Below are 23,475 nucleotides of genomic sequence, written 5' to 3'. Positions count from 1 at the left end.
CACTCACCGATGTCCAGGTTGACCCGGCCTGTCCAGGTTGCTCACCATAACGACGGCGGCGCGAGCCATCCAGCGCATTCCGCGCCGGTCATCTGACCTAGCGGAGGCCCGTCTTCCGGCTCAGGGCCAGCTCAATCAGCTCGTCGATCAGCTCCGTATAGGTGAGCCCGGACTTGGCCCACATCTGCGGATACATGCTGATCGGAGTGAAGCCCGGCATGGTGTTGATCTCGTTGATGATCAGATCGCCGGACGGGGTGTAAAAGAAGTCGACCCGGGACAAGCCCTCGGCGCCGACGGCGTCGAACGCTGCAGCGGCAAGCGCCCGGACCTGCTCGCTGGCGGTGGGCGGCAGGTCAGCCGGGCAGCTCAGCTCGGCTGCGGCGCCGTCGACGTACTTCGCCTCAAAGTCATACCAGTCGTGTTCCCCCGGTTGGACGGCGATTTCGCCGGGCAGCGACGTGCGTGGTTCGCCGGTGCCGCGCCCCTGCAGCACAGCAACCTCGATCTCCCGACCCTCGATGCCAGCCTCGACGAGCACCTTGGGATCAAACCCCCTGGCGGTCTCGATGGCGGCGGCAAGCTCAGACTTCGAAGCGACCCGCGTGATCCCCATCGAGGATCCGGCGCGGGCAGGCTTGACGAAGGAAGGAAACCCGAGGGCAGCCGCGCGCTCGAGGCACCCGTCCTGGTCATTGGCCCATTGCCGGTCGGTGAGGACCTCGTAGGGTCCTACCGTCAGGCCGGCAGCAGCGAACACCACCTTCATGTAGTGCTTGTCCATACCCACCGCCGACGCCAGCACGCCAGCACCCACATAGCGGATGTCAGCCATCTCGAGCAGACCCTGCAGCGTGCCGTCCTCACCGAAGGGGCCGTGCAGCAGCGGCACGACGACGTCGATCCCGCCCAGGCTGCGCGGCATCTGTTCGGTAGCGGTCACCATCAGCTCAGTGGAGGCCAGGTCCTGGCTGGCCCCTGACGCTGCCAGCACCAGGGACTCATCTGAGGCGGCGACCTCGGGAAGTGTTGCCGACCGGAGGGACCACTCGGACGGGTCACCGGATGCCTGAACCCACTGGCCATTCTTGGCGATCCCGACCGGAATGACCTCGTACTTGTCCCGGTCGATCGCGTTAAGCACACCTGCCGCAGTAATGCAGCTGACCGCGTGTTCGCTGGATCGCCCACCAAAAAGGACGAGCACCCGCGGCCGCTGCGTCGGATCAGGACGGGCGGTGTCAGGGGGAACAACAGTCACAGTCAGCCTTCGGATTTCAGTTCGCGGGACAGCAGACGCGCCCCCAGGTCATGGACGGAGACGGTGCCCTGAAGCACCGCCACCACGTTCTCGGTGATGGGCATATCGACTCCCAGCTGGCCCGCAAGATCGAGGACGGCCTGAGCCGATTTGATGCCCTCGGCAGTCTGGTTCATCTTTCCGGTGACCTCATCAAGGGTCAACCCATGACCCAGCAACCGGCCAGCAGTGTGGTTTCGGGACAGCGGCGAGGAGCAGGTGGCGATCAGGTCGCCCATCCCGGCGAGGCCAGCCATCGTCTCAGCCTCACCACCCAGAGCCACCGCGAGCCGGGTGGTCTCCGCGAGCCCCCGGGTAATCACCGAAGCCTTGGTGTTATCGCCCATCTGTTTGCCTTCGCAGATCCCAACGGCGAGGGCGATCACGTTCTTGACGATTCCGCCGATCTCCACGCCCACCACATCGGGGTTGGTATAGGGCCTGAAGTACCTGGCGGTGCAGGCGGCGGCGATCCACGCGGCCACTTGCTCATCCGGGCAGGCGACCACCGATGCGGTGGGTTCCTGACGCGCGATTTCCAGCGCCAGGTTGGGCCCCGAAACGACTGCAACGCGGTGTGCTGGCAGCTCCAGTTCGGCAGCGATGACTTGGCTCATCCGGGCATCGGAGCCCACCTCCAGCCCCTTCATCAGCGAGACCACCACCGCGTCCTCGTGCAGCAGCTGTTTCCATGCCTGAAGCTGGGGTCTCAGTGACTGGGCGGGAACGGCGACGGCGACCAGTTCAGCGCCGTCGAGCACCTCCGCAACATCGGTGGAGCAGGTGATGTTCTCGGGCAGCACCGTGTCGGCGAGATACCTGCTGTTGCGCCGGGTCGTGTTGATCTCCTCGGCCACGTCCTCGCGCCGGGCCCACAGGCGCACCTGCGTGCCATACGGCGCACCGGCGTCGGCCAGGATCTTCGCGAAGGTGGTCCCCCAACTGCCGGCGCCCAGGACTGCAACGATGTTGGGTGGGCGACGGGTCATTGATCAAAATCCCTGTTCTCGAAGTTCCTGCCGGTGCTTTTCTGGTGTTTGTCCGCCGGGTTCCAGCGCTCGGTGGGCGGTGCTTCCTGGCGCAAGTCAGCGACCAGCGTGGTCAGCGCGTCGAGAATCCGTTCGGTGCCGGTGTCCAGCACCGTCTTGGTGATGGGCTTGCCCATGAGGTCGGAGAAGTCCACCGGATCCCCCACCACCACCCGGGAGGTCTTCCGGGGGAAAAGGTAGAAGCGTTTGGCATACCGGGGAAACACCTCGTGGGCTCCCCAGTGGGCAATCGGCACGATCGGAGCGCCGGTCTGCAGTGCGAGCCGCGCGGCACCCGTCCGACCCTTCATGGGCCACAGGTCTGGATCGCGCGTCAGGGTGCCCTCGGGGTACACCACGATGCCACCGCCGGAGCTGATGGCCTCACGCGCTGCCTCCAGCGATCTGTTGGCGCCCGCCGTGGTCCGATCCACCGGCACCTGTCCCGTAGCACGGAGGATCCATCCCATGACCGGCACCTTGAACAGCGACGCCTTGGCAAGGAAATGCGGTGTCACCTTCTGATTGAACAGAAAATGCCCGATCACCACCGGGTCGATCTCGGTGATGTGGTTGGGGCACACAATGAACCCGGTGTCCCGCGGCAGTTTCCCCGCGTCCGACCATTGCTTCGACATCAACAGGTTCATGATGGGACGCACGGTGACGGCGAGCACGGCGAACGTGGCGCGGGACCTTCTGGATTCAGTCATCAATGAGTGCCGCGAGCCTAGCGGCCGCCCTCCGCAACAGCGGGTTCAGCATCGCGGGAGACATCGAAATCTGCTCCCAGGCCTTCGAGCTTGTCCTGGAAACGCTCGTAGCCGCGGTTGATCAGCTCGATGCCGGTCACCCGTGACGTGCCCTTCGCCGCCAGGGCGGCGATGAGGTGGCTGAAGCCGCCGCGCAGGTCGGGGATGTCGATGTCCGCGCCATGCAACTGCGCCGGGCCGGAAATGACCGCCGAGTGGAGGAAGTTCCGCTGCCCAAACCGGCACGGGACACTGCCCAGGCATTCACGATGCACCTGGATGTTGGCTCCCATCCGGATCAGCGCATCGGTGAAGCCGAAACGGTTCTCGTAGACGGTCTCGTGCACGATCGACACGCCCTCCGCCTGGGTGAGCGCGACGACGAGCGGCTGCTGCCAGTCGGTCATGAACCCGGGATGCACGTCAGTTTCAAGGACCAGAGGGGAGAGCTTTCCGCCGGGATGGTAGAAACGGATGCCGTCGTCGTCGACGTCGAACGCTCCACCGATCTTTCGGTAGGTGTTCAGGAAGGCGGTCAGGTCGAGCTGGCGCGCACCCTCAACGTAGATGTCGCCCTGCGTGACGAGCGCCGCTGATGCCCAGGATGCTGTTTCGTTGCGGTCGGAGATGGCCTTGTGGTTGAAGCCACTCAGCTCACTGACGCCCTCGATGCGGATGGTGCGGTCAGTCTGCACCGTGATGATCGCGCCCATTTTCTGGAGGACGGCGATCAGGTCCATGATTTCGGGCTCGACGGCGGCACCCTTGAGTTCGGTGATGCCCTCGGCCCGGGTGGCAGTGAGCAGGACCTGTTCGGTGGCGCCGACGCTGGGGTACGGCAGTTCGAGCTTCGCGCCGTGCAGACCCTTGGGCGCCGAGATGGAGATCCCACCGGGACGCTTGTCCACGACGGCGCCGAAGTTGCGCAGCACCTGCATGTGATAGTCGATCGGGCGGTCGCCGATCTTGCAGCCGCCCAGGTCGGGGATGAAGGCTTCGCCGATGCTGTGCATCAGGGGGCCGCAGAAGAGGATGGGGATGCGTGAGTCACCGGCGTGGGCGTCAATATCCTTGGACTGGGCCATCTTTGCGCCCTTGGGATCCATGCTCAGGTCACCGGTGACTGGGTCCTTGGTCACCTCAACGCCGTGGAGCTTCAGGAGGCTGGTGACAACCTCGACGTCCTTGATTTCGGGGACATTCCTCAGGACCGAGGGAGCATTACCCAGCAGGGTCGCCACCATCGCTTTGGGCACCAGGTTTTTGGCTCCTCGAACGGAGACCTTACCGGTCAGAGGGACTCCACCACGAATGGTCAGAACGCTTCCCATGAACACCTAATTTCCTTGATTTGCACACAACAGAGATTGCCCCCAAAGCAGCAATTGCCTCCCGCTAAGCATAGGAGCATGTCTAGAAAGACTGAAATAGGCTCCCCGGGGGTACTGTCGAAAACTATCGATCGGCCCCGTTCATTCCCCGCCATTCCGCAGGAAAGATTCGAGGCCGATGACTTTGCTCACCGTCGGGCGTGGCTCAGGAGCGCACGGGGAGTGTTTTGGGCTTCCACGCCGGGCGGGAGGCCTCATAGGTGGTGATGGATTCCTCGTGGGTCAGCGTCAGACCGATGTCATCGAGGCCCTCCAGCAACCGCCAGCGGGTGTAGTCATCGATCTGGAACGGAGCCGTCACGCTGCCACAGCTGACGGTACGTTCCTCCAGGTTCACGGTGACCTCGGTGCCGGGATGGTTCTCAAGGACCTTCCAGATCAGCTCAATGTCATCCTGGGCCAGTTGCGCCGCGACCAGACCCTGTTTACCGGAGTTGCCACGGAAAATGTCCGCGAACCGGGACGCCAGCACGGCCTTGAACCCGTAGTCCTTCAAGGCCCAGACCGCGTGTTCCCGCGAGGAGCCCGTCCCGAAGTCCGGGCCTGCGACCAGTACCGAACCGGCACTGAACGGGGGCTGGTTGAGGATGAAGTTCGGGTCCTTCCGCCATTCGGCGAACAGGGCGTCCTCGAACCCGGTCCTGGTGATGCGCTTCAGGTACACCGCGGGGATGATCTGGTCGGTGTCGATGTTGCTCTGGCGCAGCGGCACGCCAATTCCGGTGTGGGTGATGATTTTTTCCATGGGAAGCTCCTAGGCGGCGTTCGAGGCTGAGGCCACGACGTCGTCGTGCTGGCCTGTGATGGCGGGCGGCAATGGCTCGAGATCGGACGGCGAGCTGAGGGTTCCGCGGACCGCGGTAGCGGCGGCGACAACCGGTGAGACCAGGTGAGTGCGCCCGCCCTTGCCTTGCCGGCCCTCGAAGTTGCGGTTCGACGTCGAGGCGCAGCGCTCCCCCGGCGCCAGCTGGTCCGGGTTCATGCCCAGGCACATGGAGCAGCCGGCGAACCGCCACTCAGCGCCGAAGTCCTTGAACACCTGGTCCAGGCCTTCCGCCTCGGCCTCAAGGCGGACCCGCGCCGAGCCGGGAACCACCATCATGCGGATGTCGGGGTCCTTGGCGCGGCCGCGGATGATGTCGGCGGCGATCCGCAGGTCCTCGATCCGGCTGTTGGTGCAGGAGCCCAGGAACACGGTGTCCACCCGGATCTCCTTCATCGGGGTGCCGGCGTCCAGGGCCATGTACTCGAGGGCCCGCTCGCATGCTGCCTTGTCATTCTCGTCGGCGAAGTCGTCGGGTGAGGGCACCGCCTGGGACAGGGAGACGCCCTGTCCGGGGTTGGTACCCCAGGTGACGAACGGCTCCAGCTCGTTGGCGTCCAGGAACACCTCGGCGTCGAACACGGCGTCGTCGTCGGTGACCAGCGTCCTCCAGTTCTCGACGGCGGCGTCCCAGTCTTCGCCCTGCGGAGCGTGGGGCTTGTCTTTCAGATACTCAAAGGTGGTGTCGTCCGGGGCCACCATGCCGGCACGGGCGCCGGCCTCAATGGACATGTTGCAGATGGTCATCCGCGCTTCCATGGACAGCGCGCGGATGGCCGATCCTCGGTACTCAAGCACATAGCCCTGCCCACCGCCGGTGCCGATCTTGGCGATGACCGCGAGGATGATGTCCTTGGAGGTCACACCGGGCTTCAGGGTGCCCTCGACGGTGATGGCCATGGTCTTGAAGGGCTTGAGCGAGAGGGTCTGGGTGGCCATCACGTGCTCCACCTCCGACGTCCCGATGCCGAGCGCGAGGGCGCCGAACGCGCCGTGGGTGGAGGTGTGCGAATCGCCACAGACCACCGTCAGGCCCGGCTGGGTCAGGCCGAGCTGCGGGCCGATGATGTGAACGATGCCCTGCTCGGCGTCGCCCAGTGAATGCAACCGCACGCCGAACTCCTTGCAGTTGGCGCGGAGGGTCTCGATCTGGGTGCGGCTGGTAAGGTCGGCGATCGGCTTGTCGATGTCCCAGGTGGGGGTGTTGTGGTCCTCGGTGGCAATGGTGAGGTCCGGGCGGCGCAGCGGGCGGCCCGCCAGCCGGAGTCCCTCAAAGGCCTGCGGCGAGGTGACCTCGTGGACCAGGTGAAGGTCGATGTAGAGCAGATCGGGCTGCGATTCGGCACCCTGCACCTCGCCTTTGCGCACAACGTGTGCGTCCCAGACCTTCTCTGCGAGCGTGTTGCCCATGACCGGTTCCCTTCGGAGCTCTTCTACTGACGTCTCGGACGGATGCATCCCAGAAGAGTTACATCCCAGACAGTTGCCCAGACAGTTGCATCTCAAATGCTGAGACGGCAATATCATCCTATGGACAATATTAGCGGTGTAGGTGTGATCGACAAAGCGGCGACCGTGCTCAACGCCCTCGAAGCGGGTCCCACTACCCTGGCGCAGCTGGTGGCAGCAACGAGGCTGGCCCGTCCCACTGTGCACCGCCTGGCGCAGGCTCTGGTTCATCACCGGCTGGTCAGCCGCGATATCCAGGGCCGCTTTGTGCTCGGCAGCCGTCTGGTTGAACTGGCCGCCGCTGCCGGCGAGGACCGGTTGATTGCGTCGGCCTCCCCCGTTCTGCTGCATCTGCGGGACGCGACCGGTGAGAGCGCGCAGCTGTTCCGTCGGCAGGGCGAATGGCGGGTGTGCGTCGCATCGGCCGAACGCCCAATCGGCCTTCGCGACACCATCCCGGTGGGCACCCAGCTCTCCATGAAGGCCGGGTCCGCAGCCCAGTGCCTGCTCGCCTGGGAGGACCACGACCGCCTCCTCAAAGGACTCCAGGAAGCCCGGTTCACTCCAACGGTGCTGGCCGGAGTACGACGCCGGGGCTGGGCCCAGAGCCTCGGCGAACGGGAGGCGGGGGTTGCCTCGGTGTCGGCGCCGGTCAGGGGGCCCTCCGGACGGGTGATCGCAGCGGTGTCCATCTCGGGGCCAATGGAGCGGCTGACCCGTCAGCCCGGACGCATCCACGCCGAAGTGGTCCTCAGCGCTGCCCAGCAGCTCACCCAGGCCGTCGGCAAAACCGCCGACTGATCGCCTCGCAGCCCGCACCTCGCTAGGGTGTGGCTATGACTGAGGGTATGACGTGACTGAATATGCAATCTTTCTCCGTGGGGTCAACGTCGGCGGGATCAACCTCACCATGGCTGACCTACGTGCCGCAGTTGCGACGCTCACGGTCAGCAGGGTGACAACGCTCCTCGCGTCAGGCAACGTCATCTGTAGCACCGACCTGTCAGCTGCTGAGCTCAAGGAGTCGGTTGAGACGCTGCTGCGCGTTACCTTCGGGTACGACGCGTGGGTGGTGATCATCGAGGCTGACAGGCTGCGCGAGCTGGTGGAGGCCTGCCCTTTTCCCGCCGACGACCCCACGACCCACACCTATCTCACCCTGTTCTCGGATCCGTCAGCGCTTGCCGATCTACTGGAGGCGAGCACGGGACTCGAACCGGGGCTGATCGTCCTCGGGCCGGAGGCCGCCGCCTGGTGTGCGCCCCGTGGTGGAACCCTTGAGTCTCCGCTGAGCAAACTGACCGCCAAGCCACGCTTCAAGAGCTCGACCACCACCCGGAATCTGCGGACCCTGCAGAAGGTAGTTGCGGCGTTCAAGACTTAGCTGCGGCAGGTGGGCAAATGCTGGACCATTCCCCGCGACTTGGCGCCGGGCCGTGCAAGTCTCCCCAGGTCCTCAGCACCAAAGCGCGAGTCCACCCACAACACCCCGGTGATTGACGACGTCGGGCACCAGAACCTGGGAAAACCTGCACAGCAACGGTCTGCCAACGGTGATTGGGCCCCGGTCTATCTGGACCCGGTCTAGCTGGACCCGGTCAGCTCCGGCCGCGGGCTGCTGTGACAGCCTTCCGGAACCCGTTGTACCTGGCGATCTCGGCCTCGACCGGAGCCACCACGTCCCGCGCGGCCACCTCCGCCACCGCGGCGCGGAGCCGCCGTCGCGCACGGCGTCCCCGCGAACCCGCCGACACTTTGGCCGCAACAGCAGAGAGTATCGACACAACTATTCCCAGCACCGCTCCCCCGACGGCCAGCAGTGTGGGCAGCGGGAAGCCCTCAACCATGGGCGTCTCGGGTGCCGGCAGCTGCAGGAAGCCCAGCGCGGCCAGCACGCCGAGCCATCCCAGCCCGGCGACAGCGGCAGCAAACAGCAGCCACTGCAGCCCGCCGATCACCGGCCACCACCAGGACCGCGTGCCCCAGCGGAGGTCGGTTTGCGCGATGGCCTGGTCCAGCCCGTCGGCGAGCGACTCGTTGGACCCGTGGAGTCCATCGCGGATCTGCTCGCGCCAGGGTCCGCTGACCGACTGGGCCGCAGCGTCGGTGTACTCCCGCAAGGCTCCGTCCATGGCGGCCCGCTGCGCCGGCCCCGGGGTGGGCAGCGAGGTGCGGTTGACCGCTGCGTTGACATCCGACCGGCGCAGGTTCAGGCGACGCAGCGGGTCGGGCCGAAGCTTGCCGAGCCAGCGGGTAACCGGCCACCCCGTCGCGGCATGGGCGTCACGACGATAGGAACCAACGACCGCGTCGACCACCGTCTCGGTACCGACTGCTCCAGCCAGCCGGTCCACCAGCCGTGACCGTGCCGCCTTGGGAGGCACGGTGGCGTCGGTGGGTCCGGCATGCCCGGCCAGCTGCGTAGCGGCCGCCGTGACATCGGCCGTGAGCCGCGCGGTGGCAGCCTGCCGACGTTTCACCGTCTGCCCGATCTCTTTCACCAGCTGGTCCAGCCCGGCGCCGGTGGCAGCCGAGACCGGGTGCACTGCCACGGAAGGCAGTCCCTCGTCCGCGAGGATGCCGCGCAGCGACGCCGTCACCTGCTCGACGTCGTCCCCGATCAGGCGATCGGTCTGGTTCAGCGCCACCATCGTGACGGCGCCGTGGGTGGACATGCGTCGGAGAAAGCCGTGGTGCAGGGCGGCGTCGGCGTACTTCTGCGGGTCGACCACCCAGAGCAGGACGTCGACCTGCCCGGCCAGGCGCTCCACCACCTCGCGATGGCTTGCAGCGGTTGAGTCAAAATCGGGCAGATCCAGCAGGATCAATCCGTCGCCGTTGTCGGTGGAGGTTCGACCTCCGAAGGCCAGGCGCGAGTGATCGGGGAGTTCGTGCCGCTGGGCCACTTGCAGCCAGTCGAGAAGTGGGCCGCTGTCCTCGGTTTTCCAGAGCACGGCGAGGGGTTCGGAGGTGGTGGGCCGCCGCGCAGCCACCCGCGCAACCTCGGCCCCGGTGAGCGCGTTCAGCAGCGAGGACTTGCCGCTGCCCGTGGGGCCAAAAATGCCGACGACGGTGTGGGCTGCGGACAAGGATCGGCGGGTGCTGGCGCGGTCCAACACCTCGTAGGCGGCCTCCAGGTCCTGCTCGGGGAGGCGCCCGGCAGCCAGGTCCCGTGCGGTATCCAGGGCTTCGAGCTGGTTCTGGACTGCTGATTCGGCCAGCTTGCCCTTGTGCCGGCTCACTGGCGGTGTCCTTCATCAGGGCGGGCGGCGTCGTCGTTGCCACGGTCAGCGGCATCCTCGCCGGTCAGTTCAGGGTTCTCCGAACCGTGTGATTCAAGATCACGGGCATAGGCCCGCAGAGTGTCGGCCGGCAGCTGCCGGGCGACCGGTTCCAGCAGGGTGAGGTAGCGCTGCTGCTCCGCGCGAAGGAGCGACTCGCACCGGCGCTGCAGGTTGTCGCGGGCGGATTTCGCCAGCCGTCGGACCGCGTCCTCGCCGAAAACTGCTTCGAGGAGTTTCTGCCCGACGACGGCGGAGCCACCTGCCACCCCGACCTCCAGTCCGCTCAACCCTGCGGTGGAGGCGAACACCACCACCATGAGAGCCACAGCTACACCGTTCACGCCGAAGGACAGCATCCGGGCCGTGAATCGTTTGTTCGCGCCCTCGGAACTGACCAGGTCCAGCAGGTCCTTCTGCCAGGCTCGGATCTCCCGCGCCACCGTGGCCGGGAAGTCGTCGCCGCGTGCCGGCAGACCAGTGAGCAGTTCCCGGCCGGCGTCGCCGTCCCGCCAGGCATGTTCAGTCTTCTGCGCTGCCTGCGCCGCCTGTTCCACGATGACAGCGTGGAGCCCGGTCTCGATGGCCGTCTCCACGGTGACGGCACGCGTGGGCCGACCGGTGAGGAACGACCCCATGGCGTCACGCACCCGGCCGACCCGCGATTCGAGGCCGCGCATGAACTCCCCCGTACCGACGAAGTCCTGCCAGCGCGCCAAGACCTCACCGCGGAGCAGGGTCCCATCCTGGGTGGATTCGAGGATCCCCTGGAGGGCGTCGTCGTACGCGCGGGTCGCCGCGTCCCGCAGCCGAGAATATTCGGTGTGCTGCTCGTCCTGAGCGCTGGCCGCGTCGTGGACCCGGCCCGCCACGGAGCGGACCGCACCGTAGAGGGTGCGGCGCGCGATTTCCTGGCGGCCGGTGGCGTCGGTCGCCAGGGCCCGCAGCCACCGGCGGATGGGGTCAACCGCCTCTGCCGGGAGCATTCCCGCCGGGTCGAGCGGCAACTCCGGGATGATGAAGATTGGCGCGTGAGCGAGGTCGGCGTTCGCCAGTAAGGTGTGCAGGTCGCTGCGGACTTCCTCCTCCACCCCGGCGGGCACCCGGTCCAGGACTACTGCAAGCAGGATGTCGCGTGCCGCAGCGTCGGCCAACAGCTTCCACGGCACAGCATCGGCATAACGGTTGGCGGTGGTGACGAAGAGCCATAGATCAGCCGCGGCGAGAAGCTGGCCGGAAAGCCGCCGGTTCTCGTCGGCGATCGAGTCGAGGTCCGGTGCGTCCAGCAGCGCGAGGCCCAACGGAATCATCGGATCAGGGCGGACGAGTAAGGCCCCTGCACCTGCGGCCGCGGTGTCGGTGGGCTGTTCGGTACCGGGGTCGACGGCGCGTACCCGGCTCAGTGTGGGCAGGACCCGCTGGTCTGAGAACCAGTGACCGTCGGCCGGGTGATGCAGCAGGACTGGTTGCCGGGTGGTGGGGCGGATGGCCCCGGAGCGGGTGACCGGGTGACCCACGATGGCGTTGACCAGGGTGGATTTTCCGGCTCCGGTGGATCCGCCGACGACGGCCAGCAGCGGGGCGTCAAGGCTGAGCAACCGCGGAAGTACATAGTCCTCAAGCTGGTCCGCGGTGGCCGACGCGTTGAGCCGAGCGCTGTCCGCGCCATGCACCGCCAGCGGAAAGGACAAACCACGCAATGCCTCCCCTGTCTGGCGTAGCGTCGCCAGAAGCGGCTGGGCATCGGCGGCAGGAAGGGTGTCAGTCACCACCCCATTCTGCCGTACGCCTCAGGGTGCCTGCGGTAGGGCAAAGAAAAACCCCCGGAACCCATAGGATTCCGGGGGAATTGTGACCCCAGCGGGATTCGAACCCGCGTTACCGCCGTGAGAGGGCAGCGTACTAGGCCGCTATACGATGGGGCCAGTACTGTGTGCTGTTTGACTTGCGCCAAACGAGCTAGATGATTGTTTCACATCTGATAGATCCGGCCAAATTGTCCGTATCTAACGCTGGGGTACCAGGACTCGAACCTAGAATGTTGGTACCAGAAACCAGTGTGTTGCCAATTACACCATACCCCAATGGCACATACCGGAGCACTCCTGACGGAGCATCCGGGCCGCGGAAACCGCCCTGCGCCGAGAGATTACTTTACCGGACATGCGGCAGTAACTGCAAAACGTCCGTCAGCGAGGTGATCCGGCGACCGGTGAAGTCCGCGGGGCCGGCATCGCGTCGGTCCAGCCACACCCCCACCAACCCTGCAGCGTCGGCCCCCTCGGCGTCGACCATTCTGTTGTCACCGATATAGAGGGTGCGTTCCGGCTGAGTGCCCAGCTGCCGTGCACCCTCCAGATAGATCGCCGGATCCGGCTTTGCCACGCCAACCGTGTCGATCCCGACGAGGACCTCGAACCGGGACAACCCCGACCGGTTGAGCTTCGCGCGCTGGTAATCGTGCACGTTGTTGCTGACCGCCCCATAGGGAATGCTTCGGTGATCCAACGCGTCCAGGAGGGGGACGACGTCGTCGTAGGGCGCAAAGTGCAGGGGCAGCGTCGCCTCATATGCGGTATTCCAGTGGCGGGCAGCCTCGCCCTCCAGCGGTTCCTCAACGAAGGATGCCTGCGCATGCCGGGCCCGATGCAGTCTTTGCTCGGTGAAGGTCAACTCCCCCGCGAGGAACCGGTCATACCAGCCCAGCGGGTCGTGGGCATACAACCGCTTGTACTCGGTCCAGTCGTCGTCACTGAGATGCGCGAGGGTGTCGGCCCCCACCTGGTGGAGGGTCCTTCCCATCGCGGTCTCCAGATCCACCAGGGTGTCGTCAATATCGAACAGCACCCCGGTGATCTCCGGGAGGTACTCCACGATCAGCCGGCCGTGCTGCGGAAGGCGGTGATCCGGGCCAGCGAGGATGCCTTGCCCAGAATGACCATCGACTCAAACAGCGGCGGCGAAATCCGCTTGCCGGAGACGGCTGTCCGGACCGGACCGAATGCCAGGCGCGGCTTCATGCCCAGGTCTTCGACGAGGGCCTGACGGAGCGCGTCCTGAATGGTCTCGGTGGTCCACTCGTCAAGTGGCTGCAGCGCGGCGTGCGCGGCGTCGAGGACATCCCCGAAGTTGGCGGGCAGACCCTTCCGGGCGTCGTCGGCAATCTCGATGCTGGCGTCGGCGGTGAAGAGGAACCCCAGCATGTCTGGCGCTTCGCCGAGGAGCGTGATGCGCTCCTGGATCAGAGGAGCGGCCTCGATCAGGATCTGGCGTTCGCGATCACTCAGAGTCTCGCCGAGCAGGCCCGCACCCTGGAGGTAGGGAATGATTCGCTGCCGGAAGTCTTCGGCCTCGAGCAGGCGCACATGGGTGCCGTTGATTGCCTCGGCTTTCTTGAGGTCGAAGCGGGCCGGGTTCGCCAGCACGTCGTGGACGTCGAACTTCTCCACCAGGGTGTCGACAGTGAAAATGTCCTCATCAGCCGACAGGCTCCAGCCCAGGAGCGAAAGGTAATTGAGCAGGCCTTCAGGGATAAAGCCGCGTTCCCGGTGCAGAAACAGGTTCGATTCCGGGTCGCGCTTGGAAAGTTTCTTGTTGCCCTGACCCATCACATAGGGCAGGTGCCCAAACAGCGGCATATAGCTGGCGACGCCAATGTCGATCAGCGCCCGATACAGCGCGATCTGCCGAGGGGTGGAGGAAAGGAGATCCTCGCCCCGCAGCACATGGGTGATACCCATCAGTGCGTCATCCACCGGGTTGACCAGGGTATAGAGGGGCGCGCCGTTGGCGCGGACCACTGCGAAGTCGGGGATGCTACCGGCACGGAAGGTAATCTCACCGCGCACCAGGTCGGTGAAGGTGATGTCGTCGTCGGGCATCCGCAGCCGCAACACGGCACCACGGCCCTCGGCCCTGAAGGCCTCCTGCTGGTCCTCGGTGAGGGTGCGATCGTGGTTGTCGTAGCCCAGTTTCACGTCCCGGCCCGCCGCGCGATGGCGTTCCTCAACTTCTTCCGGTGTTGAAAAGGACTCGTAGAGGTGACCGGCGGCCCGCAGCTTGGCGATGACGTCCTGATAGAGGTCGCTGCGCTGCGACTGCCGGTACGGGGCGTGGGGTCCGCCCATCTCGACGCCTTCATCCCAGTCGATTCCAAGCCACTTCAGAGCGTCCAACAACTGGGTGTAGCTTTCCTCGCTGTCGCGGGCCGCGTCAGTGTCCTCAATCCGGAACACCATGGTGCCCCCGGTATGACGGGCGTACGCCCAGTTGAAGAGGGCGGTGCGGATCAGCCCGACGTGCGGGGTGCCCGTGGGCGACGGGCAAAACCGCACACGCACAGGGGTCTGATCGGTGACAAAGGGGATCTCAGCAGCATTAGTCATGATGGGTCCAAGTCTACGGGGCTTTGGTCCCCGACCCCGAGCGAAGCGAGGAGTTGGGAGCCACGTAGACGCTACGGGGCTTTGGTCCCCGACCCCGAGCGAAGCGAGGAGTTGGGAGCCACGTAGACGCTACGGGGCTTTGGTCCCCGGCCCCGAGCGAAGGGCTAGCCCGCGACGAACCACCAGGCGCCGAAGATCAGCGCCGCAACAACGACTCCAACACCCACCTGAACCCGAAGCGGTGTCTTCGGGCGGAAATAGCGAATGGGCAACACAGCTGCTGCGCCGAACCCCAGCGAGGCAAGGGCGGATATCCAGACTTGGGGCGCACCACCGAGGGAGGCTGCCCGGGCCAGCACCAGTGGCAGTGCACAGGCCGCAATGGCAAGGTACCGCCCCAGCCGGCGTCGCTCAGCGCTCGGGCTACCCTTTCTTACCGGACCCCGCGGCACCCGCCGCATGGTCAGCGACGCGCCGGGTTGGACAGGCGCCCGATGCCTTCGATCTCGACCTCGTAGGTCTGGCCTTCGCTGATGAGTCCGACACCGGCTGGCGTGCCGGTCAGGATCAGGTCACCTGGCAGCAGCGTGAAAGCCTGGGATACGTAGGACACCAGCTCCCGGACACCCCAGATCATCTGGCTGGTAGAACCGTCCTGCTTGAGTTCGCCGTCGAGCCGGCCGCTGACTCGCAGATTCTCGGTGTCCAGTTCTGTTTCAATCCAGGGGCCCACGGGGCAGGAGGTGTCGAAACCCTTGGCACGCGCCCACTGGTTGTCGGTCTTCTGGGCGTCCCTCGCGGTGAGATCGTTGGCGCAGGTGTACCCGAAGACCACTTCGTCCACGCGATCCAGCGGTACGTCCTTGCAGATCCGCCCGATCACGACGGCAAGCTCGGATTCGAAGGAGATTTCGTCGGAGAAGGCCGGCAACGCAATTGGATCGCCGGGGCCGATGACTGAAGTGTTGGGCTTGAAGAACATTAGTGGTGCTGGCGGCACCTCGTTGCCGAGTTCCTTGGCATGCTCCGCGTAGTTGCGGCCGATCCCCACGATCTTGCTGCGCGGGATTACCGGCGCGAGCAGCCGGACATCAGCCAGCTGGTGACGGACGCCGGTGAGCTGAACGCCTGAGTAGAACGGGTCGCCAGCCATGACTGCGATCTCTTCCTGACCTTCTTCCCCCTCTACCACTCCGAATGCTGGGTCACTGTCAACGACAAATCGGGCTATACGCATGAAACCCACGTTACCGTGACCCCGGGCCTGCGCAGGAATCAGGCGCTCAGCACGTAAGCAATTACTAGTGAATTACTCCAGACAGGCAAATGACCGTGAACCTGTCCCCAGCGGGCAAGTTCACGGTCATCCCCCAACCATCTAGCGCAGGTGTGCGCTAAAAATTATCGTCGGGGATTAGTGGGGCCAGTTTCCGATGTGAGGCCAGTTTCCAATTTTGGTAATGGTGCTCTTGGAACCGGTGGAAGCGTCGGCAGCGGCCGCTGTTGAGACACCACCGATTGTCAGCACTGATACCACCAGAAGGGAGGCGAATAGTCTTTTCATACGAGAGTCCTTTGCTTATACGAGAAAGCGCGAGGCACCGAACCTCACGCAGTTTCATTAGTATACGAACTAATAACGAAAAACCAAGCGTTTGGAAAGATGAACTTTTAGGAGCATTACCCGGTGAATATCCCCTAAACTTAGGCAGTCGGGCCTTTTCTCAACGAGAGGGCTCCGCTGCACGACGCGAGGTCCATTAGAAACTGTACGAAGGGGCTACCCACCCATGGCAACAAATCAGCCCGGCGACCAGCTGTTGTACGAACTGCGGGCAAGAGAAGCGTGGAGCCAACGGGATTATGAAAGAGCCCGTGTCATCGCCAGCCAGGCTGTTGACCTCGCGCTGGAAGACAACAATGAGGTGGCCTGGTGGAATATGGCATTCCTGCAGGCCGAGTGTTTGCGTGAAGAAGGCGCAGTCCAGGAATCAGTGTTGGTGGCGCAAAAACTGCGCGACCATCCCCTCACCAGCCAGTCCCCGTCACTGGCGGTCCGGGTACTCACCCTGCTTGCTGTCGGTCTTCAGGGATTGGGTCAACTCCCCGAAGCAGTCCGCCAAGCCACTGCCGCGGTAGAAGTGGCAACCGACGCGGTCGATGCTCCTGAACTTCGCGTCGAAGCCCACCAGGCGTTGATTGCCTCACTCGCCGAGAGCGACAGGCTGGACGAGGCCTGGGCCCAGTGCCTTGCCCTGTCGGTGCTGCTCTCCACCGAGATGCGGTCCCAGACCGCGGGGAAAGCACACTGGGCTATTGGCAACGTAGCGTTCATGCGTCACGAGGTAGCGGACGGCACAAAATTCCACTCGTTGGCCGCGGGCAACCTTTCACCCAATAATGACCTCGACCTGTGGGCCCGTTTCAATAAAGCGTCGGCTGCGCTCAGGCTTGCCGCCGGCGTCGTTGACGCTGAAACTCTCGAGTGCATCGAACGCGCTGAGACCGCCAGCTCAATTGTGGGTGGAAATGACCGTGATCAGCTGGAGCTGTCCCTGACCAGGGCGCACTGGCTGGTCCTGACGGGTCAGCTCAACGCAGCAGTCAAACGCCTCAAACCGATCTGCGCCGACAGCACCATCCTGGCTTCACAGACCGCCGGTGAAGCAAACCTGCTGCTTGGACGGGCTTTGGCCGGACGCGGCGACGACATTGAGGCAATGAACTACCTCGACGCAGCCAAAGCGAATTTCGTCCAGTCCGGAGCGCACGATCGGGCGGCTCACGTCGCGGGACTCATCGAATCCCTCATGCAGCCCGAATCAGCCTCTCCATAAGAGCCGGGCCGCACCCTTTACGGGGATTCGCTGCGAGTTGCCGTCGGAGTTGGTGTTGCAGACGGCGTGGACTCTGAGGAGCTGCCATCCTCAAGACCCTCTAGGAGCTTGAGGACGTCGTCGTTCGTCAGACGATCCCATGGAGACCCAGCCGAACCCTGCAGGGCAGCTTCCGGGCTGTCGCCCTGGCTCCACCATTTGCATTCGAACACGTGGTTGTCGAGCTTGACGAGGTCGCCGCTCTCGTAAACTTCTTCCGGGTCCCACTCGTCGACGGTTCCTGCGGGAACAGTTGGCGCTGCGACTGGTCTTTCACCCGGCAAAACCGGCCCGATCAGCGTCCACGGCGTCTCGTCGGCCTGCAGTACTGGGTTATCTGGAGTCGAATCTTCGTTCCACCACTTGGCCACATACACGTTGCCATTCCAGACCACTCGCTGCTCAGCCACATAGGTGGCGTCCTCAGACCAGATGGGGTACGGGCTGGTTTCGGGATTGTCCTCAACCAGCTCCGGGGTCGGCTCGGGCGAGGCTGACGTGGTGGAAATGGTCTCGGACGTCCCCTCGAACTCCTGACCGAGGATCTGCGCGAAGCTCTGGCCGTCCTGGTCGATTCCACTACACCCCACGGAAACCACCGTCACATCGGCGTAGTTGTCGCTGCAGGTGGCATCGCGGTTCAGAGACCACATGGACATCCGGCCAATACCCTTTTCGACGGCAAAGGCATTCAGGCCAGCAGCATGATCCAGCGAGAACACTTCGCTGACGACGTCGTTCTGTCCAATCATCGGGGTGAGGCCGAGCTTGGTCCAGAGCGCCTGGGGACCCAGCGGCAGATCAGCGCGGCTGTACAAAGTGGACAACTGCGAGTGGGTGGCTTCGGCCGCGGCAATCGACGCTTCAAGCATGCTCATGCTTGTGGGCCGACTTTCGCCGAAGTCCATGGTCATGATGTTGACACCGGCGAGGTCCACTCCGCCGTCGAGCATTTGGGTGACCGCGGTAGTCCCCGGCTCGGTCAGTCCAGTCGGAGCAACCGGCAACGTCAGCCAGACGTTCAGGGCTTCGTCGGCAGCCAACCGTTCCTCCTGGAGCAGCGCGATAGCCTCAGCCCGCCGCTCCCCTGCTGCAGTGTCAAGAAGGTTTTCGCCCTCGATGTCGAGGTCGATGGTGGTGAGGTTGTACCGCTCGACGACTGAGGCGTACGCGTCTTTCAGATCGTTGACGTCGGTGCAGGAGGTAGCCAGCTCGTCATTGAGCAGACCACCGAAGGACACTGCCACTTCCCCGCCACTCTGCAGCAGCCGGGCAATCCGACGGTCCAGGTCCATGGTGGACTCGGCTTCATCAAAGGAGTACGCCGCACCCCAGGACGGTTCACAGGGGCTTTCCGGGTCGGCGACGACGAACGACAGGACGACGCTGCCGCCCTCTTCGGTCTGCGGGCGTTCAAAAGCATAGAACGGGGTGGCGGTCGCATCGACGTAGCCGGCGAACCAGGATCCACTGTCTTCGGCGGCCCGGGCGTCCTCAAACCGGCTCCAGCCAGTGACAGATCCGGCGACCACCGCTGCCACGACACCGACCACCAGAACTAGTCGAACAAACGAGAGTTTCCTACCCGGAAAGTGCCTTGACAATGTGAACCCCCAGGATCGTGGCCCCCGCCGACCGAGGGAAAGTTGAACTATAAACTGTTACGTTAGTAATACACTATAGTGCCGGATCCTAGTGCTATTGTTGCACCGTCATAGAACGGCTGCATCCGGCGAACCGCCGCTGCGTGAGGCCGCTCAATGATCGCAGATTCTCCCACTCGTCGGGTGGAATGGCTGAAGCCATCTGCGATGGGAGCGGCAACGTCCGGTCCCGCAATCGAGTCGCTGGGGAGCGAGATGAAGGATCACAAAGTGGCTGCTGCCTCTGAACAAAAAAACAAGGAATCAGTACCGGCCGCTCGTAAGCGCCAGTGGGGTGCCGAGAAGCGGTCCGAGCCGCTCTCCATCGTCCATCCCACGCCGTCGCGTCGAAAGATCGCACTAGGCCGCCTGGCCATTGTGGCAACGATGCTTGGCTGGGGCTCCTACGTTGTCACCACCATTCTGCGGCAGCTCATCGACAACCCCACCGCTGGCTTCCGCTTCCAGTTCGAAGCGGTGTCGTACCTGATTGTCGTCACCTTCCTCACGTTCTCCGCCCTGCTGTACCTGGTGGCTCGCCAGGGGGCCCTGTACCGGTTCCGGGACCACAAGCGGGTGCCGCGCGGCGAGCTTGACCGCCACTTCGCCCACTACGACGAGGGCATCACTGTCCTGGTGCCGTCCTATGCCGAAGAACCACAGGTGGTGCGGGCAACACTCTGGTCAGCTGCGCTCCAGGAGTTTCCCGACCTGCGCGTTGTCCTGCTCCTGGACGACCCCCCACATCCCACCGACCCGGCGGTGGCAGAGCGCCTGAAAATTACCCGGGAGCTGTCGGAAGGCATCGAGTCCCAGCTGCTTGAGCCCTCCACCCGTTTCAACGACGCGTTGACCAGCTACCGTGAACGCCTCACCTCGGGCAGTGCCAGCGGAGTGGACGAGATTGAAGTCCTCACCAATGAATACATTGCAGCGGCCACCTGGCTGGAAGACATGGCGGCTCTCGAGCGGGTTGAAGACCACGTGGACGAGTTCTTCGTGGACCTGGTGCTGATGGGCCTCGCCCGGGAGCTCCGCCTGACCGTGCTCGGCCTCACCGCAGCACGGGCGCAGGGCGAGCAACCCAACGAGGACCGGATCACCGAGCTGTACCTCCGGCTGTGCCGCATCTTCACCGCCCGGCTGGAAACGTTTGAACGCAAGATGTTTGCCTCGTTGTCCCACGAAGCCAACAAGGCGATGAACCTGAACTCCTACATTTCCCTGATGGGGAAGCGCTGGCACCGCGAGGAGTCTCCGAGCGGGACCATCCTGCGCCCCGCCGAGGGCCCGGCCCAGGTGGACCTGGACGTACCAGACTCCACCTACCTGCTGACCCTGGACGCTGATTCACTGCTCCTGCGGGACTACTGTCTCCGCCTGGTCTATCTGCTGGAATCCCCTGGAAACGAGCGGGTCGCTGTGACGCAGACCCCCTACTCCTCCTTCCGCGGAGCCCCGACCCGAATTGAACGAGTCGCCGGCGCGACCACCGATATCCAGCACATCCTGCACCAGGGCATGTCCTACTACGGCGCCACTTTCTGGGTGGGTGCCAACGCCGTGATCCGTAAGGAAGCGCTGATAGACATCCTCGAAGTCGAGGATGTCGGCGGGTTCGAGATCCACACCTATATCCAGGACCGCACCGTCATTGAGGACACCGAGTCCAGTGTTGACCTCGGTGCCCACGGGTGGACACTGGTCAATTATCCTGAACGTCTCAGCTACAGCGCGACTCCCCCGGACTTCGGCTCCCTGGTGGTCCAACGACGCCGCTGGGCCAACGGCGGGCTCCTTATCCTTCCGAAGCTATGGAACCAGCTGCAGGACCGGCGCTACCGCCGGGACCGGATCCTGGTCCGCGAGGTACTGCTCCGGGTCAACTACATGGCGTCGATCGCCTGGGCGAGCTTTGGCCTGCTGTTCCTCCTGGGCTACCCCTACGACAGCCGGCTCCTCAGCCCATTGGTCTTCATGACCGCCTTGCCGTATTTCCTCGCGATGGGCAGCGATCTGCGCGACTGCGGGCACCGCTTCAGCGACATCTTCAGGATCTACGGTTTCAATATTGTGTTGCTTCCCGTGAACCTCGCCGGTGTACTGAAGTCCATCCAGCAGGCGTTCACTGGGGAAAAGATCCCCTTTGTCCGCACACCCAAGGTCAAGGACCGCACCGCCGCCCCTGCCCTCTATGTGTTCATCCCCTACGCGATTGTCGCGTTCTCCCTCCTCACCCTGTGGCGCGATGCGCAGCAAGGAAACTGGGGCAACGCTGCATTCGCTGCACTGAACGCGGTGTTGGCGGCTGGCGCGATTCGCGCCTACATTGGGGTAAACAATTCAATTGTGGACATGGTTCTCGGCGTCCTAAACTGGCTCTACGTACCGCCTCGCAAGAAGCGCGAGACCAAGTCACCGGTTATCGAAAAGTCAGCTGAAGAAGCAGATTGGGCCTCCATCCTGTACCACGGAGACCGCCGCCTCAACCGTGACCTCCGGGGATCAAATGACCGCCGCCGACGGATCTCGTCGAAGTAGCTGTTAGTCCGCTACCTGGCTGGAAGGCAGTGGCAGTCGAAGTGAAGGGGAACATGTCGGCTACTAATAGGCAGAGCGATCAGGCAGACGGAGGCCACCCGGCCAACGTGATCCGGCTCGTCATGCCGCAAGGCGTGGACATCACTGGTGACATCGCTGAAACGCATGCTGCTCGAGCGCGGTCCATTGCCAACGGCAGTCTACGACCGGTGCTGCTGGACATTTCAGGGGTTGGTTCGATCAGTCGCGATGCACGGGCGGTCTTCAGTAACTCACGCACCTCCTCAGCGATCGCCGTGCTGGGCGCCTCCCCCGTCGACCGCGTGATGGCAAACTTCTTACTGGGCGGTGACCCACCGCCCTGCCCCACCCGTTTTTTCACCACTGAGTCCGAGGCGATGGCCTGGTTAGGTAGTTACCCGCATGCCTGACAAGGAACCCGATCCCCGACTGGCGATGCTGGTCGATGGGATCGTCCGGCTCTCCCGAGGCGATCTCAGCAGCCGGATGGAGCCCTCCGCGGCGCGGGACGACGTCGACGCCGTGATCACCGGTTTCAACCTCCTCGCAGAAGAGCTCGAACTGGTGCACCGTGACTTCGAGGATCGGGTGGAGAGCCGCACGGCGATGCTCCACCAGGCGCACCTGGACATGCGCGCCATGGCCATGACCGACGCCCTGACGCAACTGGACAACCGGATCGCCCTCCTCGCCAAACTGGAGGATGAGCTGGCGGCTGACGGTGACACTACGACGCCCGCCCTGATCCTGCTGGACCTTGACTCCTTCAAGGACGTCAATGACAGTTTTGGGCACGACGCCGGCGACCGGGTACTGCAGGAGGTCGCCCACCGTCTGGTCGGCGCCGTCCGGGACACCGACACGGTCGCGCGCCTGGGCGGGGACGAATTTGCCATCCTGGTCCCCGAGGCGACCCTGGAAATCGCCCTCCGCATCGCCAACCGCGCGCTGGCTGCCCTCGGCGACCGCATCTCGCTGGACGAGCTGCATGTCTTTTCACGTGCCAGCATCGGGGTCAGGCTGGCCGAGCCTGGCCAGAGTCCCGAGAGCATCCTGATGGACGCGGACACCGCGATGTACGTGGCCAAGAGGGAGGGCCGCAGCACCATCAAGGTCTTCGAACCAGTGATGTTGCTGCAGCGCCAGCTCAGAAGCCAAATTGCCTCCGAGCTCCGTGACGCCATCCGGACGGATCAGCTGAGCCTGCACTACCAACCGGTGGTCGACCTGCGCGACGGCAGGGTGCTCGGTCTGGAAGCCCTGGTTCGCTGGAACCACCCAACCCGCGGTTTCATCATGCCTGACGAGTTCATCCCGCTGGCCGAAGAAATCGGCGCGGTGATCGAGCTGGACCGGTGGGTGATGGCTTCGGCGATCCGCCAGTACTCACTGTGGCGCGCGGAAATGGAGCTCGACGTCGATTTCCAGCTACGCCTGAACCTTTCGGCTGTTGAACTCCAGCAACTCGACCTGGTGGACTATGTTCGCGGGCTCTTGCGCCGATTCGACATCCCGCCCGTCGCCCTAGTGTTGGAGATCACCGAAACAGCTCTGGTCACGGGTGGCGAGGTGGAGACGTATTCGCTGCTCAGCCTGAAGCAGTTGGGCGTGTGCATTGAGATCGACGACTTCGGCACCGGCTACTCGTCGATCAGCTACCTGCGGAAACTCCCCGTCAGCATGGTGAAGGTTGATCGTTCACTACTCAGCGAGCTATCCACCGGTTCCATCCAGTTCGGCTTCATCGCGGCGATTCTGCAACTCATTCGGGCAGCGGGCCTGGAGGCGGTGTTCGAGGGAATCGAGACCCTCGAGCAGGCCGAGAAGCTGAAGGAAATGGGCTGCGTGGGGGGCCAGGGCTACTACTTCAGTAAACCGTTGACCGTCGAGGACACCTCAGCGCTCCTGCGCTCTTCGGCCAAGCTGCCGCTCACCTCCTGATGGTCGGCTGACCACCATGGCCCCCACCCCGGCTCTGCGGGGTG

The 23,475-nt window shown here is 64.3% G+C and carries 19 protein-coding genes and 2 tRNA genes; 6 read left to right on the top strand and 15 right to left on the bottom strand.

The window, feature by feature from the left end:
- Positions 1-97: 97 nt before the first annotated feature.
- The 6 genes from ABD059_RS13750 to leuC all read right to left on the bottom strand — a co-directional run bounded on the left by ABD059_RS13750 (position 98) and on the right by leuC (position 6,704).
- A complete protein-coding gene (locus tag ABD059_RS13750) occupies positions 98-1,261 on the bottom strand; it encodes a D-alanine--D-alanine ligase family protein (RefSeq protein ID WP_343880969.1) in 1,164 nt (387 codons plus the stop codon).
- A 2-nt stretch (positions 1,262-1,263) separates the two neighbouring features.
- Entirely contained in the window at positions 1,264-2,289 is a 1,026-nt protein-coding gene (locus ABD059_RS13745) for an NAD(P)H-dependent glycerol-3-phosphate dehydrogenase (RefSeq protein ID WP_343880967.1), read from the bottom strand.
- Positions 2,286-3,041 carry a lysophospholipid acyltransferase family protein gene (locus ABD059_RS13740; RefSeq protein ID WP_343880965.1) on the bottom strand — a complete coding sequence of 252 codons (756 nt, stop codon included), beginning with the start codon at positions 3,039-3,041 and terminating at the stop codon, positions 2,286-2,288. The genes ABD059_RS13745 and ABD059_RS13740 overlap by 4 nt, the downstream gene beginning before the upstream one ends.
- 17 nt (positions 3,042-3,058) lie before the next feature.
- Positions 3,059-4,411: a UDP-N-acetylglucosamine 1-carboxyvinyltransferase gene (gene murA, locus ABD059_RS13735; protein ID WP_343880963.1), complete on the bottom strand. Its 1,353-nt coding sequence runs from the start codon at positions 4,409-4,411 to the stop codon at positions 3,059-3,061.
- Between the two features lie 205 nt (positions 4,412-4,616).
- Positions 4,617-5,216 (bottom strand): 3-isopropylmalate dehydratase small subunit, encoded by a 600-nt coding sequence (gene leuD / locus ABD059_RS13730; RefSeq protein WP_343880960.1) that lies wholly within the window; start codon positions 5,214-5,216, stop codon positions 4,617-4,619.
- 9 nt (positions 5,217-5,225) lie between these two features.
- Complete coding sequence (gene leuC, locus ABD059_RS13725) at positions 5,226-6,704, bottom strand: 3-isopropylmalate dehydratase large subunit (RefSeq protein WP_343880958.1); 1,479 nt, start codon at positions 6,702-6,704, stop codon at positions 5,226-5,228.
- Between the two features lie 120 nt (positions 6,705-6,824).
- On the opposite strand from leuC, the gene ABD059_RS13720 reads away from it, so the two are divergent.
- A complete protein-coding gene (locus ABD059_RS13720) occupies positions 6,825-7,544 on the top strand; it encodes an IclR family transcriptional regulator (protein ID WP_343880956.1) in 720 nt (239 codons plus the stop codon).
- 52 nt (positions 7,545-7,596) lie between these two features.
- Positions 7,597-8,127 carry a DUF1697 domain-containing protein gene (locus tag ABD059_RS13715; protein ID WP_343880954.1) on the top strand — a complete coding sequence of 177 codons (531 nt, stop codon included), beginning with the start codon at positions 7,597-7,599 and terminating at the stop codon, positions 8,125-8,127.
- Between the two features lie 214 nt (positions 8,128-8,341).
- Here the strand turns inward: ABD059_RS13715 and ABD059_RS13710 are convergent, their stop codons facing one another.
- The 8 genes from ABD059_RS13710 to ABD059_RS13675 all read right to left on the bottom strand — a co-directional run bounded on the left by ABD059_RS13710 (position 8,342) and on the right by ABD059_RS13675 (position 15,646).
- A complete protein-coding gene (locus tag ABD059_RS13710) occupies positions 8,342-9,985 on the bottom strand; it encodes a GTPase (RefSeq protein WP_343880952.1) in 1,644 nt (547 codons plus the stop codon).
- Positions 9,982-11,793 carry a dynamin family protein gene (locus ABD059_RS13705; protein ID WP_343880950.1) on the bottom strand — a complete coding sequence of 604 codons (1,812 nt, stop codon included), beginning with the start codon at positions 11,791-11,793 and terminating at the stop codon, positions 9,982-9,984. Before ABD059_RS13705 ends, ABD059_RS13710 begins: the two co-directional genes overlap by 4 nt.
- Positions 11,794-11,876: 83 nt before the next feature.
- Positions 11,877-11,949, bottom strand: a tRNA-Glu gene (locus ABD059_RS13700).
- Between the two features lie 87 nt (positions 11,950-12,036).
- Positions 12,037-12,108: transfer RNA gene (locus ABD059_RS13695), tRNA-Gln, on the bottom strand.
- A 70-nt stretch (positions 12,109-12,178) separates the two neighbouring features.
- Positions 12,179-12,898 (bottom strand): HAD family hydrolase, encoded by a 720-nt coding sequence (locus ABD059_RS13690; RefSeq protein WP_343880948.1) that lies wholly within the window; start codon positions 12,896-12,898, stop codon positions 12,179-12,181.
- A 2-nt stretch (positions 12,899-12,900) separates the two neighbouring features.
- Complete coding sequence (gene gltX, locus ABD059_RS13685) at positions 12,901-14,409, bottom strand: glutamate--tRNA ligase (RefSeq protein ID WP_343880946.1); 1,509 nt, start codon at positions 14,407-14,409, stop codon at positions 12,901-12,903.
- A 164-nt stretch (positions 14,410-14,573) separates the two neighbouring features.
- A complete protein-coding gene (locus ABD059_RS13680; RefSeq protein WP_343880944.1) occupies positions 14,574-14,861 on the bottom strand; it encodes a hypothetical protein in 288 nt (95 codons plus the stop codon).
- A gap of 11 nt (positions 14,862-14,872) precedes the next feature.
- Complete coding sequence (locus ABD059_RS13675) at positions 14,873-15,646, bottom strand: fumarylacetoacetate hydrolase family protein (protein ID WP_343880942.1); 774 nt, start codon at positions 15,644-15,646, stop codon at positions 14,873-14,875.
- 553 nt (positions 15,647-16,199) lie between these two features.
- Between ABD059_RS13675 and ABD059_RS13670 the strand changes: the two genes are divergently transcribed.
- Positions 16,200-17,246: a tetratricopeptide repeat protein gene (locus tag ABD059_RS13670; protein ID WP_343880940.1), complete on the top strand. Its 1,047-nt coding sequence runs from the start codon at positions 16,200-16,202 to the stop codon at positions 17,244-17,246.
- A 17-nt stretch (positions 17,247-17,263) separates the two neighbouring features.
- Here ABD059_RS13670 and ABD059_RS13665 read toward each other — a convergent pair whose 3' ends face one another.
- Positions 17,264-18,838, bottom strand: a complete 1,575-nt coding sequence (locus ABD059_RS13665; RefSeq protein ID WP_343880938.1) for a carbohydrate-binding protein — start codon at positions 18,836-18,838, stop codon at positions 17,264-17,266.
- Between the two features lie 306 nt (positions 18,839-19,144).
- Between ABD059_RS13665 and ABD059_RS13660 the strand changes: the two genes are divergently transcribed.
- The 3 genes from ABD059_RS13660 to ABD059_RS13650 are packed head-to-tail and all read left to right on the top strand — an operon-like array spanning position 19,145 to position 23,431.
- Positions 19,145-21,469: a glycosyltransferase family 2 protein gene (locus tag ABD059_RS13660; protein ID WP_343881091.1), complete on the top strand. Its 2,325-nt coding sequence runs from the start codon at positions 19,145-19,147 to the stop codon at positions 21,467-21,469.
- A 53-nt stretch (positions 21,470-21,522) separates the two neighbouring features.
- The gene (locus ABD059_RS13655) at positions 21,523-21,900 is read left to right on the top strand and encodes a SpoIIAA family protein (protein ID WP_343880936.1); all 378 of its coding nucleotides are present in this window, start codon (positions 21,523-21,525) and stop codon (positions 21,898-21,900) included.
- On the top strand, positions 21,893-23,431 hold the full coding sequence (locus ABD059_RS13650; RefSeq protein WP_343880934.1) for a putative bifunctional diguanylate cyclase/phosphodiesterase: 1,539 nt from the start codon (positions 21,893-21,895) through the stop codon (positions 23,429-23,431). The genes ABD059_RS13655 and ABD059_RS13650 overlap by 8 nt, the downstream gene beginning before the upstream one ends.
- The last annotated feature ends 44 nt before the right edge of the window (positions 23,432-23,475 follow it).

Origin of the sequence: Arthrobacter flavus (assembly GCF_039526005.1) — a bacterium.
Lineage (GTDB): Bacteria > Actinomycetota > Actinomycetes > Actinomycetales > Micrococcaceae > Arthrobacter_D > Arthrobacter_D flavus.
Note: the sequence above shows the minus strand (reverse complement) of the source record. Positions and strands in the feature narration are given on the sequence as shown.